15 protein-coding genes are annotated in these 14,661 nt (G+C 71.2%); 6 read left to right on the top strand and 9 right to left on the bottom strand.

The genetic code is table 11. The features are described 5' to 3' along the window. Together ABD785_RS06270 and xseA are read right to left on the bottom strand one after the other, a co-directional pair. Entirely contained in the window at positions 1-1,191 is a 1,191-nt protein-coding gene (locus ABD785_RS06270; RefSeq protein WP_344823145.1) for an MFS transporter, read from the bottom strand. Between the two features lie 50 nt (positions 1,192-1,241). Then, on the bottom strand, positions 1,242-2,453 hold the full coding sequence (gene xseA / locus ABD785_RS06265; RefSeq protein ID WP_344823143.1) for an exodeoxyribonuclease VII large subunit: 1,212 nt from the start codon (positions 2,451-2,453) through the stop codon (positions 1,242-1,244). A gap of 11 nt (positions 2,454-2,464) precedes the next feature. On the opposite strand from xseA, the gene ABD785_RS06260 reads away from it, so the two are divergent. Continuing rightward, entirely contained in the window at positions 2,465-2,680 is a 216-nt protein-coding gene (locus tag ABD785_RS06260; protein WP_344823141.1) for an exodeoxyribonuclease VII small subunit, read from the top strand. A 14-nt stretch (positions 2,681-2,694) separates the two neighbouring features. Here ABD785_RS06260 and ABD785_RS06255 read toward each other — a convergent pair whose 3' ends face one another. Together ABD785_RS06255 and ABD785_RS06250 are read right to left on the bottom strand one after the other, a co-directional pair. Further along, on the bottom strand, positions 2,695-3,327 hold the full coding sequence (locus ABD785_RS06255) for a DUF4245 domain-containing protein (protein WP_344823139.1): 633 nt from the start codon (positions 3,325-3,327) through the stop codon (positions 2,695-2,697). Beyond that, positions 3,324-3,926, bottom strand: coding sequence for a TetR/AcrR family transcriptional regulator (locus tag ABD785_RS06250; RefSeq protein WP_344823137.1), 603 nt, complete (start codon positions 3,924-3,926; stop codon positions 3,324-3,326). The genes ABD785_RS06255 and ABD785_RS06250 overlap by 4 nt, the downstream gene beginning before the upstream one ends. Before the next feature lie 117 nt (positions 3,927-4,043). Here ABD785_RS06250 and glpX point away from each other — a divergent pair, with 117 nt between their 5' ends. After that, positions 4,044-5,066, top strand: coding sequence for a class II fructose-bisphosphatase (glpX, locus tag ABD785_RS06245; protein WP_344823135.1), 1,023 nt, complete (start codon positions 4,044-4,046; stop codon positions 5,064-5,066). A gap of 36 nt (positions 5,067-5,102) precedes the next feature. Here glpX and ABD785_RS06240 read toward each other — a convergent pair whose 3' ends face one another. Both ABD785_RS06240 and ABD785_RS06235 read right to left on the bottom strand, forming a co-directional pair. Next, positions 5,103-5,693: a DUF1707 SHOCT-like domain-containing protein gene (locus tag ABD785_RS06240; RefSeq protein ID WP_344823133.1), complete on the bottom strand. Its 591-nt coding sequence runs from the start codon at positions 5,691-5,693 to the stop codon at positions 5,103-5,105. Between the two features lie 145 nt (positions 5,694-5,838). Continuing rightward, positions 5,839-6,804 (bottom strand): hypothetical protein, encoded by a 966-nt coding sequence (locus ABD785_RS06235; protein ID WP_344823131.1) that lies wholly within the window; start codon positions 6,802-6,804, stop codon positions 5,839-5,841. Positions 6,805-7,007: 203 nt separating this feature from the next. On the opposite strand from ABD785_RS06235, the gene ABD785_RS06230 reads away from it, so the two are divergent. Next, positions 7,008-7,979, top strand: a complete 972-nt coding sequence (locus ABD785_RS06230; RefSeq protein WP_344823129.1) for a 4-hydroxy-3-methylbut-2-enyl diphosphate reductase — start codon at positions 7,008-7,010, stop codon at positions 7,977-7,979. 268 nt (positions 7,980-8,247) lie between these two features. Here the strand turns inward: ABD785_RS06230 and ABD785_RS06225 are convergent, their stop codons facing one another. After that, positions 8,248-8,775: a DUF6542 domain-containing protein gene (locus ABD785_RS06225; protein ID WP_344823127.1), complete on the bottom strand. Its 528-nt coding sequence runs from the start codon at positions 8,773-8,775 to the stop codon at positions 8,248-8,250. Beyond that, positions 8,772-10,013: a DNA recombination protein RmuC gene (locus ABD785_RS06220; RefSeq protein WP_344823125.1), complete on the bottom strand. Its 1,242-nt coding sequence runs from the start codon at positions 10,011-10,013 to the stop codon at positions 8,772-8,774. The genes ABD785_RS06225 and ABD785_RS06220 overlap by 4 nt, the downstream gene beginning before the upstream one ends. Positions 10,014-10,113: 100 nt before the next feature. Between ABD785_RS06220 and ABD785_RS06215 the strand changes: the two genes are divergently transcribed. From ABD785_RS06215 to ABD785_RS06205, 3 genes are all read left to right on the top strand, one after another. After that, positions 10,114-11,046, top strand: coding sequence for an alpha/beta hydrolase fold domain-containing protein (locus ABD785_RS06215; RefSeq protein ID WP_344823123.1), 933 nt, complete (start codon positions 10,114-10,116; stop codon positions 11,044-11,046). Positions 11,047-11,121: 75 nt separating this feature from the next. Then, positions 11,122-12,201 carry a redox-regulated ATPase YchF gene (gene ychF / locus ABD785_RS06210; RefSeq protein ID WP_344823121.1) on the top strand — a complete coding sequence of 360 codons (1,080 nt, stop codon included), beginning with the start codon at positions 11,122-11,124 and terminating at the stop codon, positions 12,199-12,201. Positions 12,202-12,230: 29 nt separating this feature from the next. After that, positions 12,231-13,592, top strand: a complete 1,362-nt coding sequence (locus ABD785_RS06205) for an aminotransferase-like domain-containing protein (RefSeq protein WP_344823119.1) — start codon at positions 12,231-12,233, stop codon at positions 13,590-13,592. Here the strand turns inward: ABD785_RS06205 and ABD785_RS06200 are convergent. After that, positions 13,574-14,440: a DMT family transporter gene (locus ABD785_RS06200; protein WP_344823117.1), complete on the bottom strand. Its 867-nt coding sequence runs from the start codon at positions 14,438-14,440 to the stop codon at positions 13,574-13,576. The genes ABD785_RS06205 and ABD785_RS06200 overlap by 19 nt on opposite strands. Positions 14,441-14,661: the final 221 nt, after the last annotated feature.

Here is a 14,661-nt window from a genome sequence, read left to right as displayed (position 1 = left end):
TCAGGCCGCGACGTTCTCCTCGACGGCCGCGGGCTTCGGCGCGAACGACGGGGCCAGGAAGAAGATCACCAGGATCAGGGCGGTCGGGATCATGAAGGCGACGCGCAGGTTGCTCTCGCCCTCCTCCGGCGCGAACGCCCCGATGACGGCGGCGCCCAGGACGAACCCGGCGTAGTTGAACAGGTTGACGCGGGAGACCGCGATGCCGAGGCCCGTCGGGTCGACCTGGCCCGCGGCGGAGAAGGAGATCGGCGCGACCACGCACAGGCCGAGGCCCATGACCGTCACGGCGGCGATCGCGACGGCCGCGTTCGGCGCGGCGACGACGCCCACCATGCCGACGAACCCGACCAGCGCGCCGATCCGGACGACCGCGACCGGGCCGCGGCGGCGGACGCCGAAGTCGGCGACGCCCCGGCTGAGGATCATCGCGATCTGGTAGGCGACGTAGGCGAGCGGGGCGACGACGGAGGAGGCGTCCAGCTCGTCCTCGAGGTACTTGGTGCCGTAGGTCGAGATCGCGGCGTCGGCGAGGTAGAAGCAGCCCATCGCGGTGCCGACCAGCAGGATCGGCTTCCACGGGACGTTCTTGGCGGCGGCCTTGAGCTCGGCGGCCGAGGGGCCGGAGCCCTCCTCGTCCTTCTTGTAGAGGTGGCGGCCGATGTACAGCGAGGCGGCGATGCCGAGCAGGGCCGGGGGAGCGAACCCGGCGAACAGGGAGAGATCGAGCTTGTTGGCCAGCGCGACCCACAGCGCGCCGGCGCCGCCCGCCGCGCTCCACACGGCGTAGAAACCGGACAGGACGCTCTTGCCCTCGTGCCGCTCGACGGCCACGGCCTGGGCGTTCATCGAGGCGTCCACGGCGCCGACGAACAGGCCGAACAGCGCGGTCGCGGCGTACAGGGCGCCGAGGTTCCCGCCGGTCAGGCCCACGCCCATGATCGCGAGGCAGACCGCGGGCTGCGAGACCCGCAGGACGGGCCCGCTGCCGAAGCGGGTGAAGAGCATCCCCGACAGGGCGCTGCCGACGCCGGCGATCACCGGGACGAGCAGCAGCACCAGCGCGAGGTCCCCGTCGCTCAGATCGTGGACGCGCTGGATCTGCGGCACCCGGGTGACCAGCGAGGCGAAGCAGAGGCCTTGGATGGCGAACGCGCCGTAGGTGGCGAGTCTGGCTTGCCGATCACGCATCCGGAACTCCTGAATGTGAGGATTGTTCACGGAAGGCTATATGACGTCCGTCACTCCTGGTCAAGGCCTTCGCGTACCGTTACGGAGACCTTTCCGTCAGGGAGCCTGACCAGCAGGTCGTCGCCGCCGCGCAGATCCTCCGCCGACCGGACGACCTCGCCGCCGGGCCGCTGGACGATCGCGTAGCCGCGCTCAAGAGTGGCGGCGGGGGACAGGGCCGTCAACCGTGCCCTCGTGTGCTCCAGCCGGTCCTCCGCCCGGTCCAGCGCGACGGTCAGCGCCCGCCGGGTCCGGTCCCTGGCCGCCAGCACCCGCTCGTGCTGCCGCTCGATCTCCCGGACCGGGTCGGCCAGCGCGGGCCGCGACCTGACCGAGGACAGCCAGGTCGACTCGCGGTCGATCCTGCCCATCACCGCCCGGCGCCCCCGGTCGCGCATCTGCCGGACGAGCTGGACCTGCTCCCGGACGTCCGGGACGACCTTCTTGGCCGCGTCCGTGGGCGTCGAGGCCCGCAGGTCGGCCACGAAGTCCAGCAGCGGCGAGTCCTGCTCGTGCCCGATCGCGGACACGACCGGGGTCCTGGCCCCGGCGACCGCCCTGACCATGGTCTCGTCGGAGAAGGGCAGCAGGTCCTCCAGCGAACCGCCGCCGCGCGTGATGATGATGACGTCGATCGCGGGGTCGGCGTCGAGCTTGCGCAGGGCCTCGACGACCTCGCCGACCGCGTTCACGCCCTGCACGGCCACGGTCTCGATCGTGAACTCCACCGCGGGCCAGCGGCGCCGGGCGTTCTCCAGCACGTCCCGCTCGGCGGCGCTGTCCCGGCCGCAGATCAGGCCGATCGCGCCGGGCAGGAACGGCAGGCCGCGCTTGCGCTCGGGCCGGAAGAGTCCCTCGGCCTGGAGCGTCCGCTTGAGCTGCTCCAGCCGTGCCAGCAGTTCCCCGACCCCGACCGCCCGCACCTCGATGGCCGTCAGAGAGAAGGAGCCCCGGTTGATGTAGAAGTCCGGTTTGGCGTGGATCACGACCCTGGCCCCGTCGACGACGGCCGGGTTGTCGAACACCGCCCAGGAGCCCACCACCCGGACCGACATGTTCGCCGCCGGGTCCCGCAGGGTCAGGTAGACGGTGTTCCCGCGCCGGTTGACCTCGGTGATCTGGCCCTCGACCCAGATCCGGCCGAGCCGCCCGATCCAGCCGCCGACCATGTTCAGCACCTGCCGCACCGGTACGGGTGCCTCCGGCGACGTCTCCACTCCCATACGCTGAGCCTATGGCCGAGGAGACGCTCTCATACGAGAAGGCCCGCGACGAGCTCGCGGAGGTCGTCAAGCGACTGGAGACCGGGGGCCTCACCCTCGAGGAGTCCCTGTCGCTGTGGGAGCGCGGAGAGAGGCTCGCCGCCATCTGCGAGGAGTGGCTGGAGGGGGCGCGCGCCCGGCTGGCCGCCGCGATGGCGCCCAAACCGGACGGCGACGCGCCCTTCTGAGTCCCGCCGGGTCCCTACTTGGCCTGCGGCTGGGCCACCAGCGACGAGGCCAGGACGGTCAGCTCGTCCCAGTCGGTGACCCCCGTGACGATCAGCGTGAGGTCGGGCATCCGGCGGACGAGAGAGTTCTGCTTCTTGTCCTCGTTGCGGAACTTGTCCCAGGACGCTCCGTTGATCGTCTGGGTGCCGATGGCCTGCTGCGGGCTCGACTGGTAGACGTTGGTCATCCGCCGGACGAAGCCGCTCGGGGTGTCGGCCCGCTCGTTGCTCTGCTCGAACGAGGCCAGCTTCTCCGTCGGCGTCAGGAAGGTCAGATGCCAGCTGACGATCTTCTTCCCGGCCTCGTTCGGCTCGGAGTTGAGCCCCGTCAGCCGGCTGGACGTCGCACGCCAGGCCTCGGGCAGGTTCTCCGGCGCCCACGCCTGGTAGGGAGCGTTCCTGGCGATCGCCTTGGCGTCCCAGGAGTAGTTGATCGCCGGGCGGAGGTCGCCGCTCTCGTTGCGCGGTGTGATGAGGAACACCGCGAGGACCAGCAGCAGGCAGGCGCCGATGGCGAGGAAGAACTGGCCGGGACCCGCGGTCAGGCGCTTGACGAAGCCCTCGGAGACGACGCGGGTCTCGCGCCTGGGGGTCTGGGTGCCGGTCATCCGTGGATCGTCCCCAGCACCTTGACGATCGAGGCGGCGAGCTCGCGGGCGGTGCTCTCGTCCTCGATCAGTGAGACCTCGGAGACCGCACCGATCATGGCGCCCGTCAGCACCAGGACCAGGGGCTCGTTGACCCCGCCGTCCTCGGTGTGGAACAGGGCGGCGTTGCGGCGGGCCCACTTGCGCAGGCGCTCGCGCATGATCCGGTCGAACCCGGGCGGGCCGTCGCCGGAGATGAACAGCTTGGAGATCTCGCGTTCGGAGACCGAGCCGTCCAGGTAGGCGCTCGCGCCCGCCAGGAACAGGCGCATCGGGTCGGTCTCGCCGGCCTCGCGGACCGTGGCCAGGGCCTCGCGGGTGCGGTCCTGCTGCCGTACCTGGAACTCCTCGAACAGCGTGAGGTAAAGGTCGGCTTTGCCGTTGAAGTGGTGGTAGAGGCTGCCCACGCTGGCTCCGGCCTTGGCCACGATGTCCGTGACGGCCGCCTGCGCGAACCCCTCCTCGCAGAACACCTCGCGCGCGGCCTGGAGCAGGGCGCCACGCGTGGCGGCCCCCCGCTCTGAGACCCTCGTTCCGGTCTCTTCGATCTCGCTGCTCATGGGTCCAGAGATTACGCCACTGCCGAATGGTGCAGGCCCTTGGTCTGGTCCAATTTGTGAGATCGGGTTCCAGGATCAGAGAATTGCCTCGCATCCCTGTCGACCGAAGGGCCTGTCATGTCTGACTTCTCGCCGCTCGCCACCGCGCCGGAGGCCCCGGACCGCAACCTCGCGCTCGAACTCGTCCGGGTCACCGAGGCCGCCGCCCTGGCCGCGGCCCGCTGGGTGGGCCGGGGCGACAAGCTCGGTGCGGACGGCGCCGCGGTCAACGCCATGCGCCAGCTGATCAACACCGTGTCCATGCAGGGCGTCGTCGTGATCGGTGAGGGCGAGAAGGACAACGCGCCCATGCTCTTCAACGGCGAGGAGGTCGGGGACGGTACCGGCGCCGAGTGCGACGTCGCGGTCGACCCGGTCGACGGCACCACGCTCAACGCCCTGGGCATGCCCAACGCCATCGCGGTCATCGCGGTCGCGCCCCGGCACTCGATGTACGACCCGTCGGCCGTCTTCTACATGGAGAAGCTGGTCACCGGCGCCGAGGCCGCCGACGTCGTCGACATCGAGCGGCCCATCGGCGACAACATCCGCGCCGTGGCCAGGGCCAAGGGCTCCGCGCCCGAGGACGTCACGATCATGATCCTCGACCGTCCGCGGCACGAGGGGATCGTCAAGGAGATCCGCGAGGCCGGTGCCCGGATCAAGTTCATCCGGGACGGCGACGTCGCGGGCGCGATCATGGCCGCCAAGGAGGGCACGGGCATCGACCTGCTGCTCGGCATCGGCGGCACCCCCGAGGGGATCATCGCCGCCTGCGCGATGAAGTGCCTCGGCGGCGTCATCCAGGGCCGCATGTGGCCCAAGGACGAGGCGGAGCGCCGCCGCGCCATCGACGCAGGCCACGACCCGGCGCGCGTCCTCACCACCCACGACCTCGTCAGCTCCGACGACGTCTTCTTCGCCGCCACCGGCATCACCGACGGCGAGCTCACCCGCGGTGTCCGCTACAGCAAGGGCATCGCGACGACCAGCTCCCTGGTCATGCGCGGCCGCAGCGGCACCATCCGCCGCGTCGACGGCGAGCACCGCCTCAACAAGCTCCGCGCCTACTCGGCGATCAACTTCGACACCGCGATCTGAGCGCCTCACGCCACGGCCGCCCGGCTTCGGGCGCGGTCAGGCCTCGCGGCGCAGGCGGAAGCGCTTCCGCTTCGGCCTGACGACCTTCACGGAGCCGAGCAGGAGGGTCCCGGTCACCTCGACCACGGGGCCCTCCGCCGCGTTCGGGCCCGGCTTGGGATTGCGGAGGTCCTTCGTGGCCAGGACGGTCCTGCCGGTGATGCGGACCTCGACGCCGTCGGGGACGATCAGGCGGAGCCTGCCCCCGAGGGCGGAGACGTCCAGGGTGATGTGCTTGCGCTGGAGGATCGCGTCGGTCAGGTCGAGCTCGATGGTGCCGAACAGCGCCGCCACCGGCAGCTTCGCGGGGACGACCCAGCGGCCCTCGCGCTTGGAGGAGCCGAACAGCGCCAGCAGGGCCCTGCCGTCGATCCGGAACGGCTGCTGCTCCTCGGGGAGCAGGTCGCGGGTGAAGGCCGTGAGCTCGCCGAGGGTCTTGGCCTGGTAGACCCGCTCGATCCGCTCCGAGTGCTCCTCGAGCGTGAGGCGGCCGTCCGAGACGGCCTCGTGCAGCAGCTCCGCGATCCGCTCCCGGTCGGCGTCGGAGGCCCGCATGTCCCGCGCCGCCACCGGCCGATTCGGTTCCACCGCTCGAAGATATCCGCCCGGGAGCCGCAGGGCCCCCTACGACATCGAACTTTGTCCTTATCGCGGCATATGCGGGGCTTCGGGAACGCGGAAGGCGGCCGTCCCCGGGGGAGGGCCGCCTTCCGGGCTGCTTCTAGGGCTGCTTCTAGGGCTGCTGGGAGAGCTTCTCGATGCGGTTGTCGTACATCTTGATGATCTCTTCGCGGTTGAGGTTGGCGGTCTCGTAGGCGCGCAGGACGATGACCTCGGCGGAGGTGAGCTTGCGCAGGCGGGCGCGGAGCGAGGCGTGGGTGAGCTCGTCGTAGTTCGGGACGGGCAGCTCCGCGGTGCCGACGCTCTCGGCGACCGGGGCGAGCAGGGGCTCGGCGGCGGGCTCGACCACTGTGTCGACCGCGGCGGCGACCGGCTCGGCCTTCGTCTTCACGGCGGGCTTGGCCTTGGCGGCCTTCACCTTGGCGGCGGCGTCGGACTTGGCGGCGGGCTCGACCTTGGCGGCCGCCTTGGCCTTGGCGGCGGACCTGGCCTTCGTGATCGGCTCCACCGTGGCGACGGGTTCCGCGACCGCGGCGGCCGCCTTGACCGGCTCGGGCTTGGCGGGCCGCGCCTTGACGGGCTCGGGCTTGGCGACGGGCTCAGACTTGGCGACGGGCTCAGACTTGGCGACGGGCTCGGGCTTGGCGATCGGCTCGGTCTTCGCGACGGGCTCGGGGACCGTGACGGGGGCGGGCTCGGCCACGGGCGGGGCGGCCTTGACGGGCTCGGGTGCCGGGGCGGGGGAGGGCTTGGGCTTGCCGAGGGCGATCTCGGCCGGCGGGGAGGCGACCGGGGTCGCGGCCTGCGGTGCGGCGGGCTTCGGGACGACCAGATCGAGCACGCGGCCGACCGGGGTGTCGGAGAGCCTGCCGGTGACCTTGCCGGCGACCTTCTCGGCGTCGTCCTTGATCCGGCCGAGGACGCGCCGCAGGTCGCCCTCCTTGAGGTCGCGGTAGTCCTTGCTGACCCGGTCGGTGAGCAGGAGGGTCCGGCCGACACCGAACATCGCCAGCCGGGCCGCGTGAATCGGCAGATCCCTGACCTGCTCGTTCACGGCCTCGTGGACCTGCTTACCCACCTCTCGCGGGGTACGCGGCATCGTCTCTGCTCCCTGCTGTCCAAAAACGGGTGGTGCTGGGGGAAGTATGTGCCTTCCACTGTGCCGCAATTGTGGGGTGGTGGTCACCCCCAGTGAACGGAAATATCGCCACCCGCAGGGTGCATTGGGTCACATTCCGGACGTCGGGTGAGCGTTGGCCGGGTGAAACGTAAAATGAGCCCATGACAGTTGCGAGCACCGAGCCAGTTGTACGCCGGCGTGTCCTCCTCGCCAAGCCGCGGGGCTACTGCGCCGGAGTCGACCGCGCGGTGCAGGCCGTCGAGAAGGCCCTCGAGCAGTACGGGGCGCCGATCTACGTCCGTAAGCAGATCGTCCACAACGTCCACGTGGTGAAGACCCTCGAGGAGCGCGGCGCGATCTTCGTCGACGAGACCGACGAGGTACCCGAGGACGCGATCGTCGTCTTCTCCGCGCACGGGGTCGCCCCGGTCGTCCACGACGAGGCCGCGGCCCTCAAGCTGCGCACGATCGACGCGACCTGCCCTCTCGTGACCAAGGTCCACAAGGAGGCCGTCCGCTTCGCCAAGGACGACTACGACATCCTCCTGATCGGCCACCAGGGCCACCCCGAGGTGATCGGCACGACGGGCGAGGCCCCGGCCCACATCCAGCTCGTGGACGGCCCCTCCGACGTGGCGAACGTCGAGGTCCGCGACCCCGAGAAGATCGTCTGGCTCTCCCAGACCACCCTGTCGGTCGACGAGACCAACGAGACGGTCGACGCCCTCCGCGAGCGCTTCCCCCTGCTCCAGTCGCCGCCCTCGGACGACATCTGCTACGCCACCCAGAACCGTCAGACCGCCATCAAGGAGATCGCCGCCGAGTCCGACGTGGTCATCGTCGTCGGCTCCCGGAACTCCTCGAACTCCAAGCGCCTGGTCGAGGTGGCCAAGGACTACGGCGCCAAGACCGCCCACCTGGTCGACTACGCCGCCGAGATCGACCCCGCCTGGCTGGAGGGCGCCCTCACGGTGGGCGTCAGCTCCGGAGCCTCGGCCCCCGAGATCCTCGTCGAGGGCGTCGTCGACTTCCTCGCCCAGCACGGCTTCACCGACGTGCAGGAGATCGAGTCGGTCCGCGAGAAGATGATCTTCGCCCTCCCGCACGAGCTCCGCCGCGACCTCAGGGCCTGATCCCGCCGCGCCGTCGGGTGCCGACCATGTTCCGGAAAGGCCGCTCGCCGCAGGCGGGCGGCCTTTCCCGTGGCGGACCGGGGAAAGAGACCGTCAGCGTGGCCGCCGGGCCCGGACCGCCCTTCCCCGGCGGAGCCGAAGATCGGGGAAGATTCTGCGCGGCGGCGAAGCCGAAGAGCGTCGAACCGGACGGCCGGTGCGGACAGGAGCCCCGTGGCCGCCGTCGTGCCGGGATGGCGTGCCGTGACGGCGTGCCGGGATGGGCGGGTCAGGACTCGTCCCAGCGGACCGGGTCCTCCTCGGTGGTGCGGTCCTGGGTGAGGCGGAAGGCGGCGGCCTCGGTGTTCAGGGCGCGCCAGGCCTGGAGGAGGCCGCGCTTGAAGGCGATGGCCAGGGCCAGGGCGGTGCCGCCGAAGAGCCAGGCGGCCGAGCCGCCGAGCTTGAGCGGGAGGTCGACGGCCAGGCTCTGCAGGAAGTTGCGGTCGCCCAGGGTGTGGACGACGGAGCCGGTGGACATGGCCAGGAAGTAGGCCACGGGCGGGGCGACGGCGAGGCCGGGCAGGGCGGCGGGCTTGGTCGCCAGGGCGGCCAGCACGCAGGCCAGCACGAAGATCAGGCCGGGCAGGAACGACCAGCCGATCAGCGCGCCCACCAGCGACAGCACGAAGATCACGGCGATGCCGCCGCGGCCGGTCAGGGTGACGGGGGAGGCGGCCGAGGTGGACTTGCCTGCGCGCCGGCGCCGCGGGCCCTGGCCCTCCGAGCGCGCCGCCTTCTCGCGCGATTCAACGATCATCTGACGTCCTCCGGACTCGTCCGTGCAGCGAAACCTACCGTCTGGATCTGTCCTTCGAGCAGTTCCGCGGCCGACAAAGAGCGTGGTGTGTCCTCGACCGGCCGCGCCGAGTCCAGGGCCGCGTCCGTGACGCCCAGCTCGTTGAGCTTGCGCGCGCTGACCAGGACCCGGTTCTCCAGCGAGCCGACCGTGCGGTTGTAGGAGCGGACCGCGCCGGACAGCGCACGGCCCATCTCGTCGAGGTGCCCGCCGAGGGTGCCGAGCCGGTCGTACAGCTCGCGCCCCAGCTCGAACACCTGACGGGCGTTGCGCGACAGCGCCGCCTGCTGCCAGGTGTAGGCGGCGGTCCGCAGCATGCTGATCAGCGTGGTGGGCGTGGCGATGTGCACCTTCTTCGCCATCGCGTACTCCAGCAGCCCGGGATCGACGTCGAGCGCGGGGGCCAGGAACGCCTCGCCCGGCACGAACAGCACGACGAACTCCGGCGCCGGGCTGAACGCCTGCCAGTAGGCCTTCGCCGACAGCCGGTCCACATGGTCCTTCAGATGGCGGGCGTGCGCCTCCATCCGCGTCTCCCTGCCGCTCGCGGCCTCGAGATAGGCGGCCAGCGACACCTTCGAGTCCACGACGATCGTGCGCTCGCCCGTCAACCGCACGACCAGGTCCGGCCGTACGGTCCCCTCGGCCGTATGCGCGCTGGCCTGCTCGGAGAAGTCGCAGTGCGGGGTCATCCCGGCGAGCTCCACGACCCGCCTGAGCTGCAGTTCTCCCCACCGGCCCCGGGCCTCGGGACGTTGCAGCGCCCGCACGAGGGTCTGGGTCTCCGAGCGCAGCCCCTCGGAGCTCTGCCGGACGAAGTCGACCTGCTTGGCGAGCATCGCGTGCGATTCCCTGCGGCTCGACTCCAGCTCCCTGAGCTGTTCCGAGACCTTCCCGAGGGTCTCGTTCAGCGGCGCCACGAGATGCTCCACCGCCTGCTTGCGGCGTTCGAGCTCGCCCGCGGCCTCGACGCCGGCGGCCTTCAGCCGGGTGTCGGCCAGTTCGAGGAACCGCTGGTTGGAGGCGTCGAGAGCCCGTGCCGAGACCGCCTCGAACTGTTCGGCCATCTTCTGCTCGGCGTAGACGAGCTTCTCCTCGGCCGCCTTCGCCCGGGCGATCAGCCCGGCCTGGCGCGCGGTGGCCAGCGCGAAGCCCAGAACCACTCCGATCGCCAGTCCCACCAGCAGCGCTACGCTCATGCGTTCGATCGTCGCACGAGTATCGGGCTTCTCCCGGAGTTATCCACAGCGTGTCGTTGGACATATTGTCTCTTCCGGGCGTCGGCGTGACACTTGCTCCATGGATCTGCTGCTGGGGCCCGACAGCCCTCCCACCCGCCAGTCGAAGATCGCTAACAAGGTGATCCGCCAGGCCGCCCGCCGTCTGTGGGAGACCGCGCCGGACACCACCGCGGGGCTGCTGCGGGTGCGCCGCTGGGCGGACCGCGTCGGCGCCACCAACCGGGTGCCGAACGGCGTCGAGATCGTCCAGGAGGACTTCGGGCGGTTCGGCGGCGAGTGGGTGCGCTCCCGGGTCGTCGACGAGGGCAAGGTCTTCCTCTACCTGCACGGCGGCGGGTACTTCTTCGGCAACCCGCGCCTGTTCCGCGGGCTGTCGTGGCGGCTGTCGGCGGCGACCCGCCGCCCGGTCCTCATGGTCGACTACCGGCTCTCGCCCGAGCACACCCCGGCCGACGCCCTCACCGACGCGATGCTCGCCTACGAGTCGCTGCTGGCCCGCGGGCACGCCCCCGGCGACATCGTGGTGGGCGGGGACTCCGCCGGCGGCCATCTGGCACTGTCGCTGCTGCACGCCCTGAAGCGCCGCGGCGAGACCCTCCCGGCCGCCGCCGTCGTGATCTGCCCGTGGGCCGACCTGCTGTGCACCGCGGCCTCCCACGCCGACAACGAGCGCACCGACCACCTCATCCCCGCCTCCAAGGTGCGCTGGCTCGGCGGGGTCTTCACCGAGGGCGCCGACGAGCAGGACGCACTGCACGACCCGATCAGGGGCGACTACACCGGCTTCCCGCCCCTCATGGTGATCGCCAGCAGCACCGAGGTCCTCCGCGACGACGCCCGCCTCGTCGCCAGGCTCGCCACCGAGGCCGGGGTCGACGTCGTCCACCAGGAGTGGAACGACCAGGTGCACGTCTTCCCCGTCTTCGCCGACTTCGTCCCCGAGGGCAAAGCGGCCTTCCGCCACATCCGGGAGTTCCTCGGCAAACGCTGAACGATCTCCGTCGGGACGGGTGATCACGAGGGTTCGGGACGGGGCGTCGCCCGGCCATGACTAAACTCGCTGGACGTGAGCCTTTCGATCGGGATCGTCGGTCTGCCGAACGTCGGCAAGTCCACGCTCTTCAACGCCCTGACCAAGAACGACGCGCTGGCCGCGAACTACCCGTTCGCCACCATCGAGCCGAACGTGGGCATCGTCGGCGTGCCCGACCCCCGGCTGGACGGCCTCGCCAAGGTCTTCGGCTCGGCGAAGATCATCCCCGCGACGATCGAGTTCGTCGACATCGCCGGGATCGTCAAGGGCGCGTCCGAGGGCCAGGGCCTCGGCAACAAGTTCCTGGCCAACATCCGCGACACCGACGCGATCTGCCAGGTCATCCGTGCTTTCAACGACCCGGACGTCACCCACGTCGACGGCGAGACCGACCCGCTGCGCGACATCGAGACGATCAACACCGAGCTGATCCTCGCCGACCTCCAGACGATCGAGAAGGCCATCCCGCGTCTCGAGAAGGAGGTCAAGCTCAAGAAGGACAAGGACGCCATCGCCGTCCTCGACGAGGTCCGCAAGGCCGAGGCGATCCTCAACGAGGGCAGGACGGCCTTCGGCGCCGGCCTCGACCGCGTTCTCCTGCGCGAGCTGCACCTGCTGACCGCCAAGCCCTTCCTCTACGTCTTCAACCTCGACGACGAGGAACTCGGCGACGAGACCCTCAGGGCCAAGCTGCGCGACCTGGTCGCCCCGGCCGAGGCCATCTTCCTCAGCGCCAAGATCGAGTCCGAGCTGATCGAGCTCCCCGACGACGAGGCGCTGGAGCTCCTGCAGTCGATGGGCCAGGAGGAGTCCGGTCTCGCCCAGCTCGTCCGCGTCGGCTTCGACACCCTCGGCCTCCAGACCTACCTGACGGCGGGCCCGAAGGAGGCCCGCGCCTGGACGATCAAGAAGGGCGCCACCGCCCCCGAGGCCGCCGGCGTCATCCACTCCGACTTCCAGCGCGGCTTCATCAAGGCCGAGATCGTCTCCTACGCCGACCTCATCGCCGAGGGCTCCGTCCCCAGCGCCCGCTCCGCGGGCAAGGCCCGCATGGAGGGCAAGGACTACGTGATGCGCGACGGCGACGTGGTCGAGTTCCGCTTCAACGTCTGACCTCCGCCTCGCATCACGAAGGCGGCGGGGTGACGGAGGCGGGGGTCGAGGAGGTCCGGCGGCTGCTCGGCGCCTGGTCGGGCGGCGAAGGCGCGCTCTATCAGCGGCTGGCGCGCAAGCTCGGGAACCTCATGGAAGAGGGGGCGCTCGGGGTCGGGACCCGGCTGCCCTCGGAGCGGGCGCTGGCCGCGGGGCTCGCGGTGAGCCGGCGGACCGTCGAGGCGGCCTATGACAGGCTGCGGGCCGACGGGCGCCTGGAGAGCCAGGTGGGGGCCGGGTCGTGGGTGGCCGAGGCCGCGGCGCCCCGGCCGCACCGGACCGTCGACGCCCATCATGTCGCGCACATGGCGGCCCAGAACGCGGCCGCGGGCGGCGCACTGATCGATCTGACGCTGGCCGCCCCGCCCGCGCATCCCCTCATGGCGCGGGCCAGGGCGGAGACGTCGCCGCCCCTGTCGGGCAGCGGCTACTACCCGGGCGGGCTGCCCGGGCTCAGGGAGCGGATCTGCGCGTGGTTCGCCGGGCACGGCGTGCCGACCGCGCCCGACGAGGTGACCGTCACGGCGGGGGCGGTCCAGGCGCTGTGGCTCGCGGCCTCGGCCCTTCCCGCGGGGGCGGAGGTGGGCGTCGAGGATCCGACCTCCCCGTCGATCCTGACCGCCCTCCGCGCCCACGCGCTGCGCCTCAGGCCCCTTCCCGTGGACGGCCACGGCGCCGCGCTCCCCGCCGCCCCGCTCGACGGCGTCGTGGTGACGCCCGCCTACGCCAATCCCAGCGGAGCGCTCCTGTCCGCGGGACGGGCGGCGCGCCTGCCCGGCCTCGCCACCCTGGTCATCGAGGACCTCGCCCTGCTCGACCTGCGCCTCGACGGGCCGCGCCCGCTCCTCCTCGCGGGCGGCGCGAACGTCCTGTCCATCGGGACGATGAGCAAGGTGCACTGGGGCGGCCTGCGCATCGGCTGGGTGCGCGGCCCCCGGCACCTGATCCGCTACATCGACGCGGCCCGCGGCGTCATGGACCTCGGCGCGTCCGTCGACGCCCAGGTGCAGGCCGCCTGGCTGCTGGAGCACCAGGAGGAGGCGCTGGCCCACCGCCTGCCCGAGCTCCGCGCCCGCCGCGACGCCCTGGCCGCCGCCCTCACCGGCCACGCGCCGGACTGGCGCTGGCGGCTCCCCGGAGGCGGGCTGTCCCTGTGGGCCGAGCTCCCCGATCCCGTCGCTCCGGCCCTGCTCCAGCACGCGCTGCGGGACGGTGTCGCGCTGCTGCCCGCCGAGGAGTTCCGGGTCTCCTCCGCCGACGCCCGCCATCTCCGCCTCCCCTTCGTCCACCCGCCCGAGGTCCTCGCCGAGGCCGTCGCCCGCCTGGCGGCCCGTCACCGCGCGCTGAGCTGAAGCGGACGCCGCCCCGCGAGCTGGGTGAGGGTGAAGGCGAGCGCGATGACGAGCGTGAGCGTCAGTTCGCGGAGGCCGAACGGGACGTGCTCGACCCTGACCGCGACGATCTGGGCGACCAGCGGGAACAGCACGAACACGAACGACGCCGCGACGGCCGTCACGCGCTGGAGCAGCCAGAAGTAGCCGACCAGCCCCAGCACCGAGGCGACCAGCCCCAGATGGACGGTCGCGACGACCGCCCGCGGCGTGAGGTCCGGCGTCTCGGTGAACGCCCCGAGCAGCGTCAGGCACGCCCCCGCGACGAGCATCGGCAGGGTGTTGAGCGTCAGCGGATGCACCGACGCCCCGTGCTTCTTGACGACCACGTACGCGAAGGCGTGCATCGACGCCGCTCCGAGCGCCGCGGTCACCGCCCACCAGCTCGACGCCGAGACGTCCGAGACGAGGAGCAGGAGCGCCGCGCAGGCGGTCAACACGCCGATGATCTGAACGGGTCGCAATGCGGTGCCGAGCATGGGTTTGCTCAGAAAAACGATGATGACGGACTCCATCGCGAAGCACAGGGCCGCGAGCCCGGAGGAGATCCCGGTTTCGGCCAGGTTGAGCAGGAGGAACGGAACGCCGAAATAGCCGACGGTGGCGAACGCCCCGAACCATCCCAGCCCGCGCGGGAACACCAGCGGCACCCGCAGAACCAGGCAGAGTGTCACCAGCACCGGGACCGCCACGAGGAACCGCAGCCCCGACGCCAGCAGGGGTCCGAGGTCGACGGCCGCCGCCTTGATGGCGATCCAGTTGGTCCCCCAGATCACGGTGACCAGCGTGTACATGAGCGGAATTCGCATGCCCGAGATGCTCTCCTCGTTCCGCTTTGAGGTGAACGGCCAATCAAGGGGCCAATCTCCTGCGCCCGGAGCGCACGCATGTGAAGGGAGTGAGCACTGCGACATGCACAACCGCGCGCCGAGACTCGTCATCTTCGTGAGTCACTGGAACAATTGCCCATCGTGGCTACGCTTGGTGCCACGTGAAGACTGGACGACGCGCGCCGACCGGGGGCGAGGCG

Origin of the sequence: Actinocorallia longicatena (assembly GCF_039534125.1) — a bacterium.
Taxonomy (GTDB): Bacteria; Actinomycetota; Actinomycetes; order Streptosporangiales; family Streptosporangiaceae; genus Actinocorallia; species Actinocorallia longicatena.
This window is presented reverse-complemented; position numbering and strand designations above follow the sequence as displayed.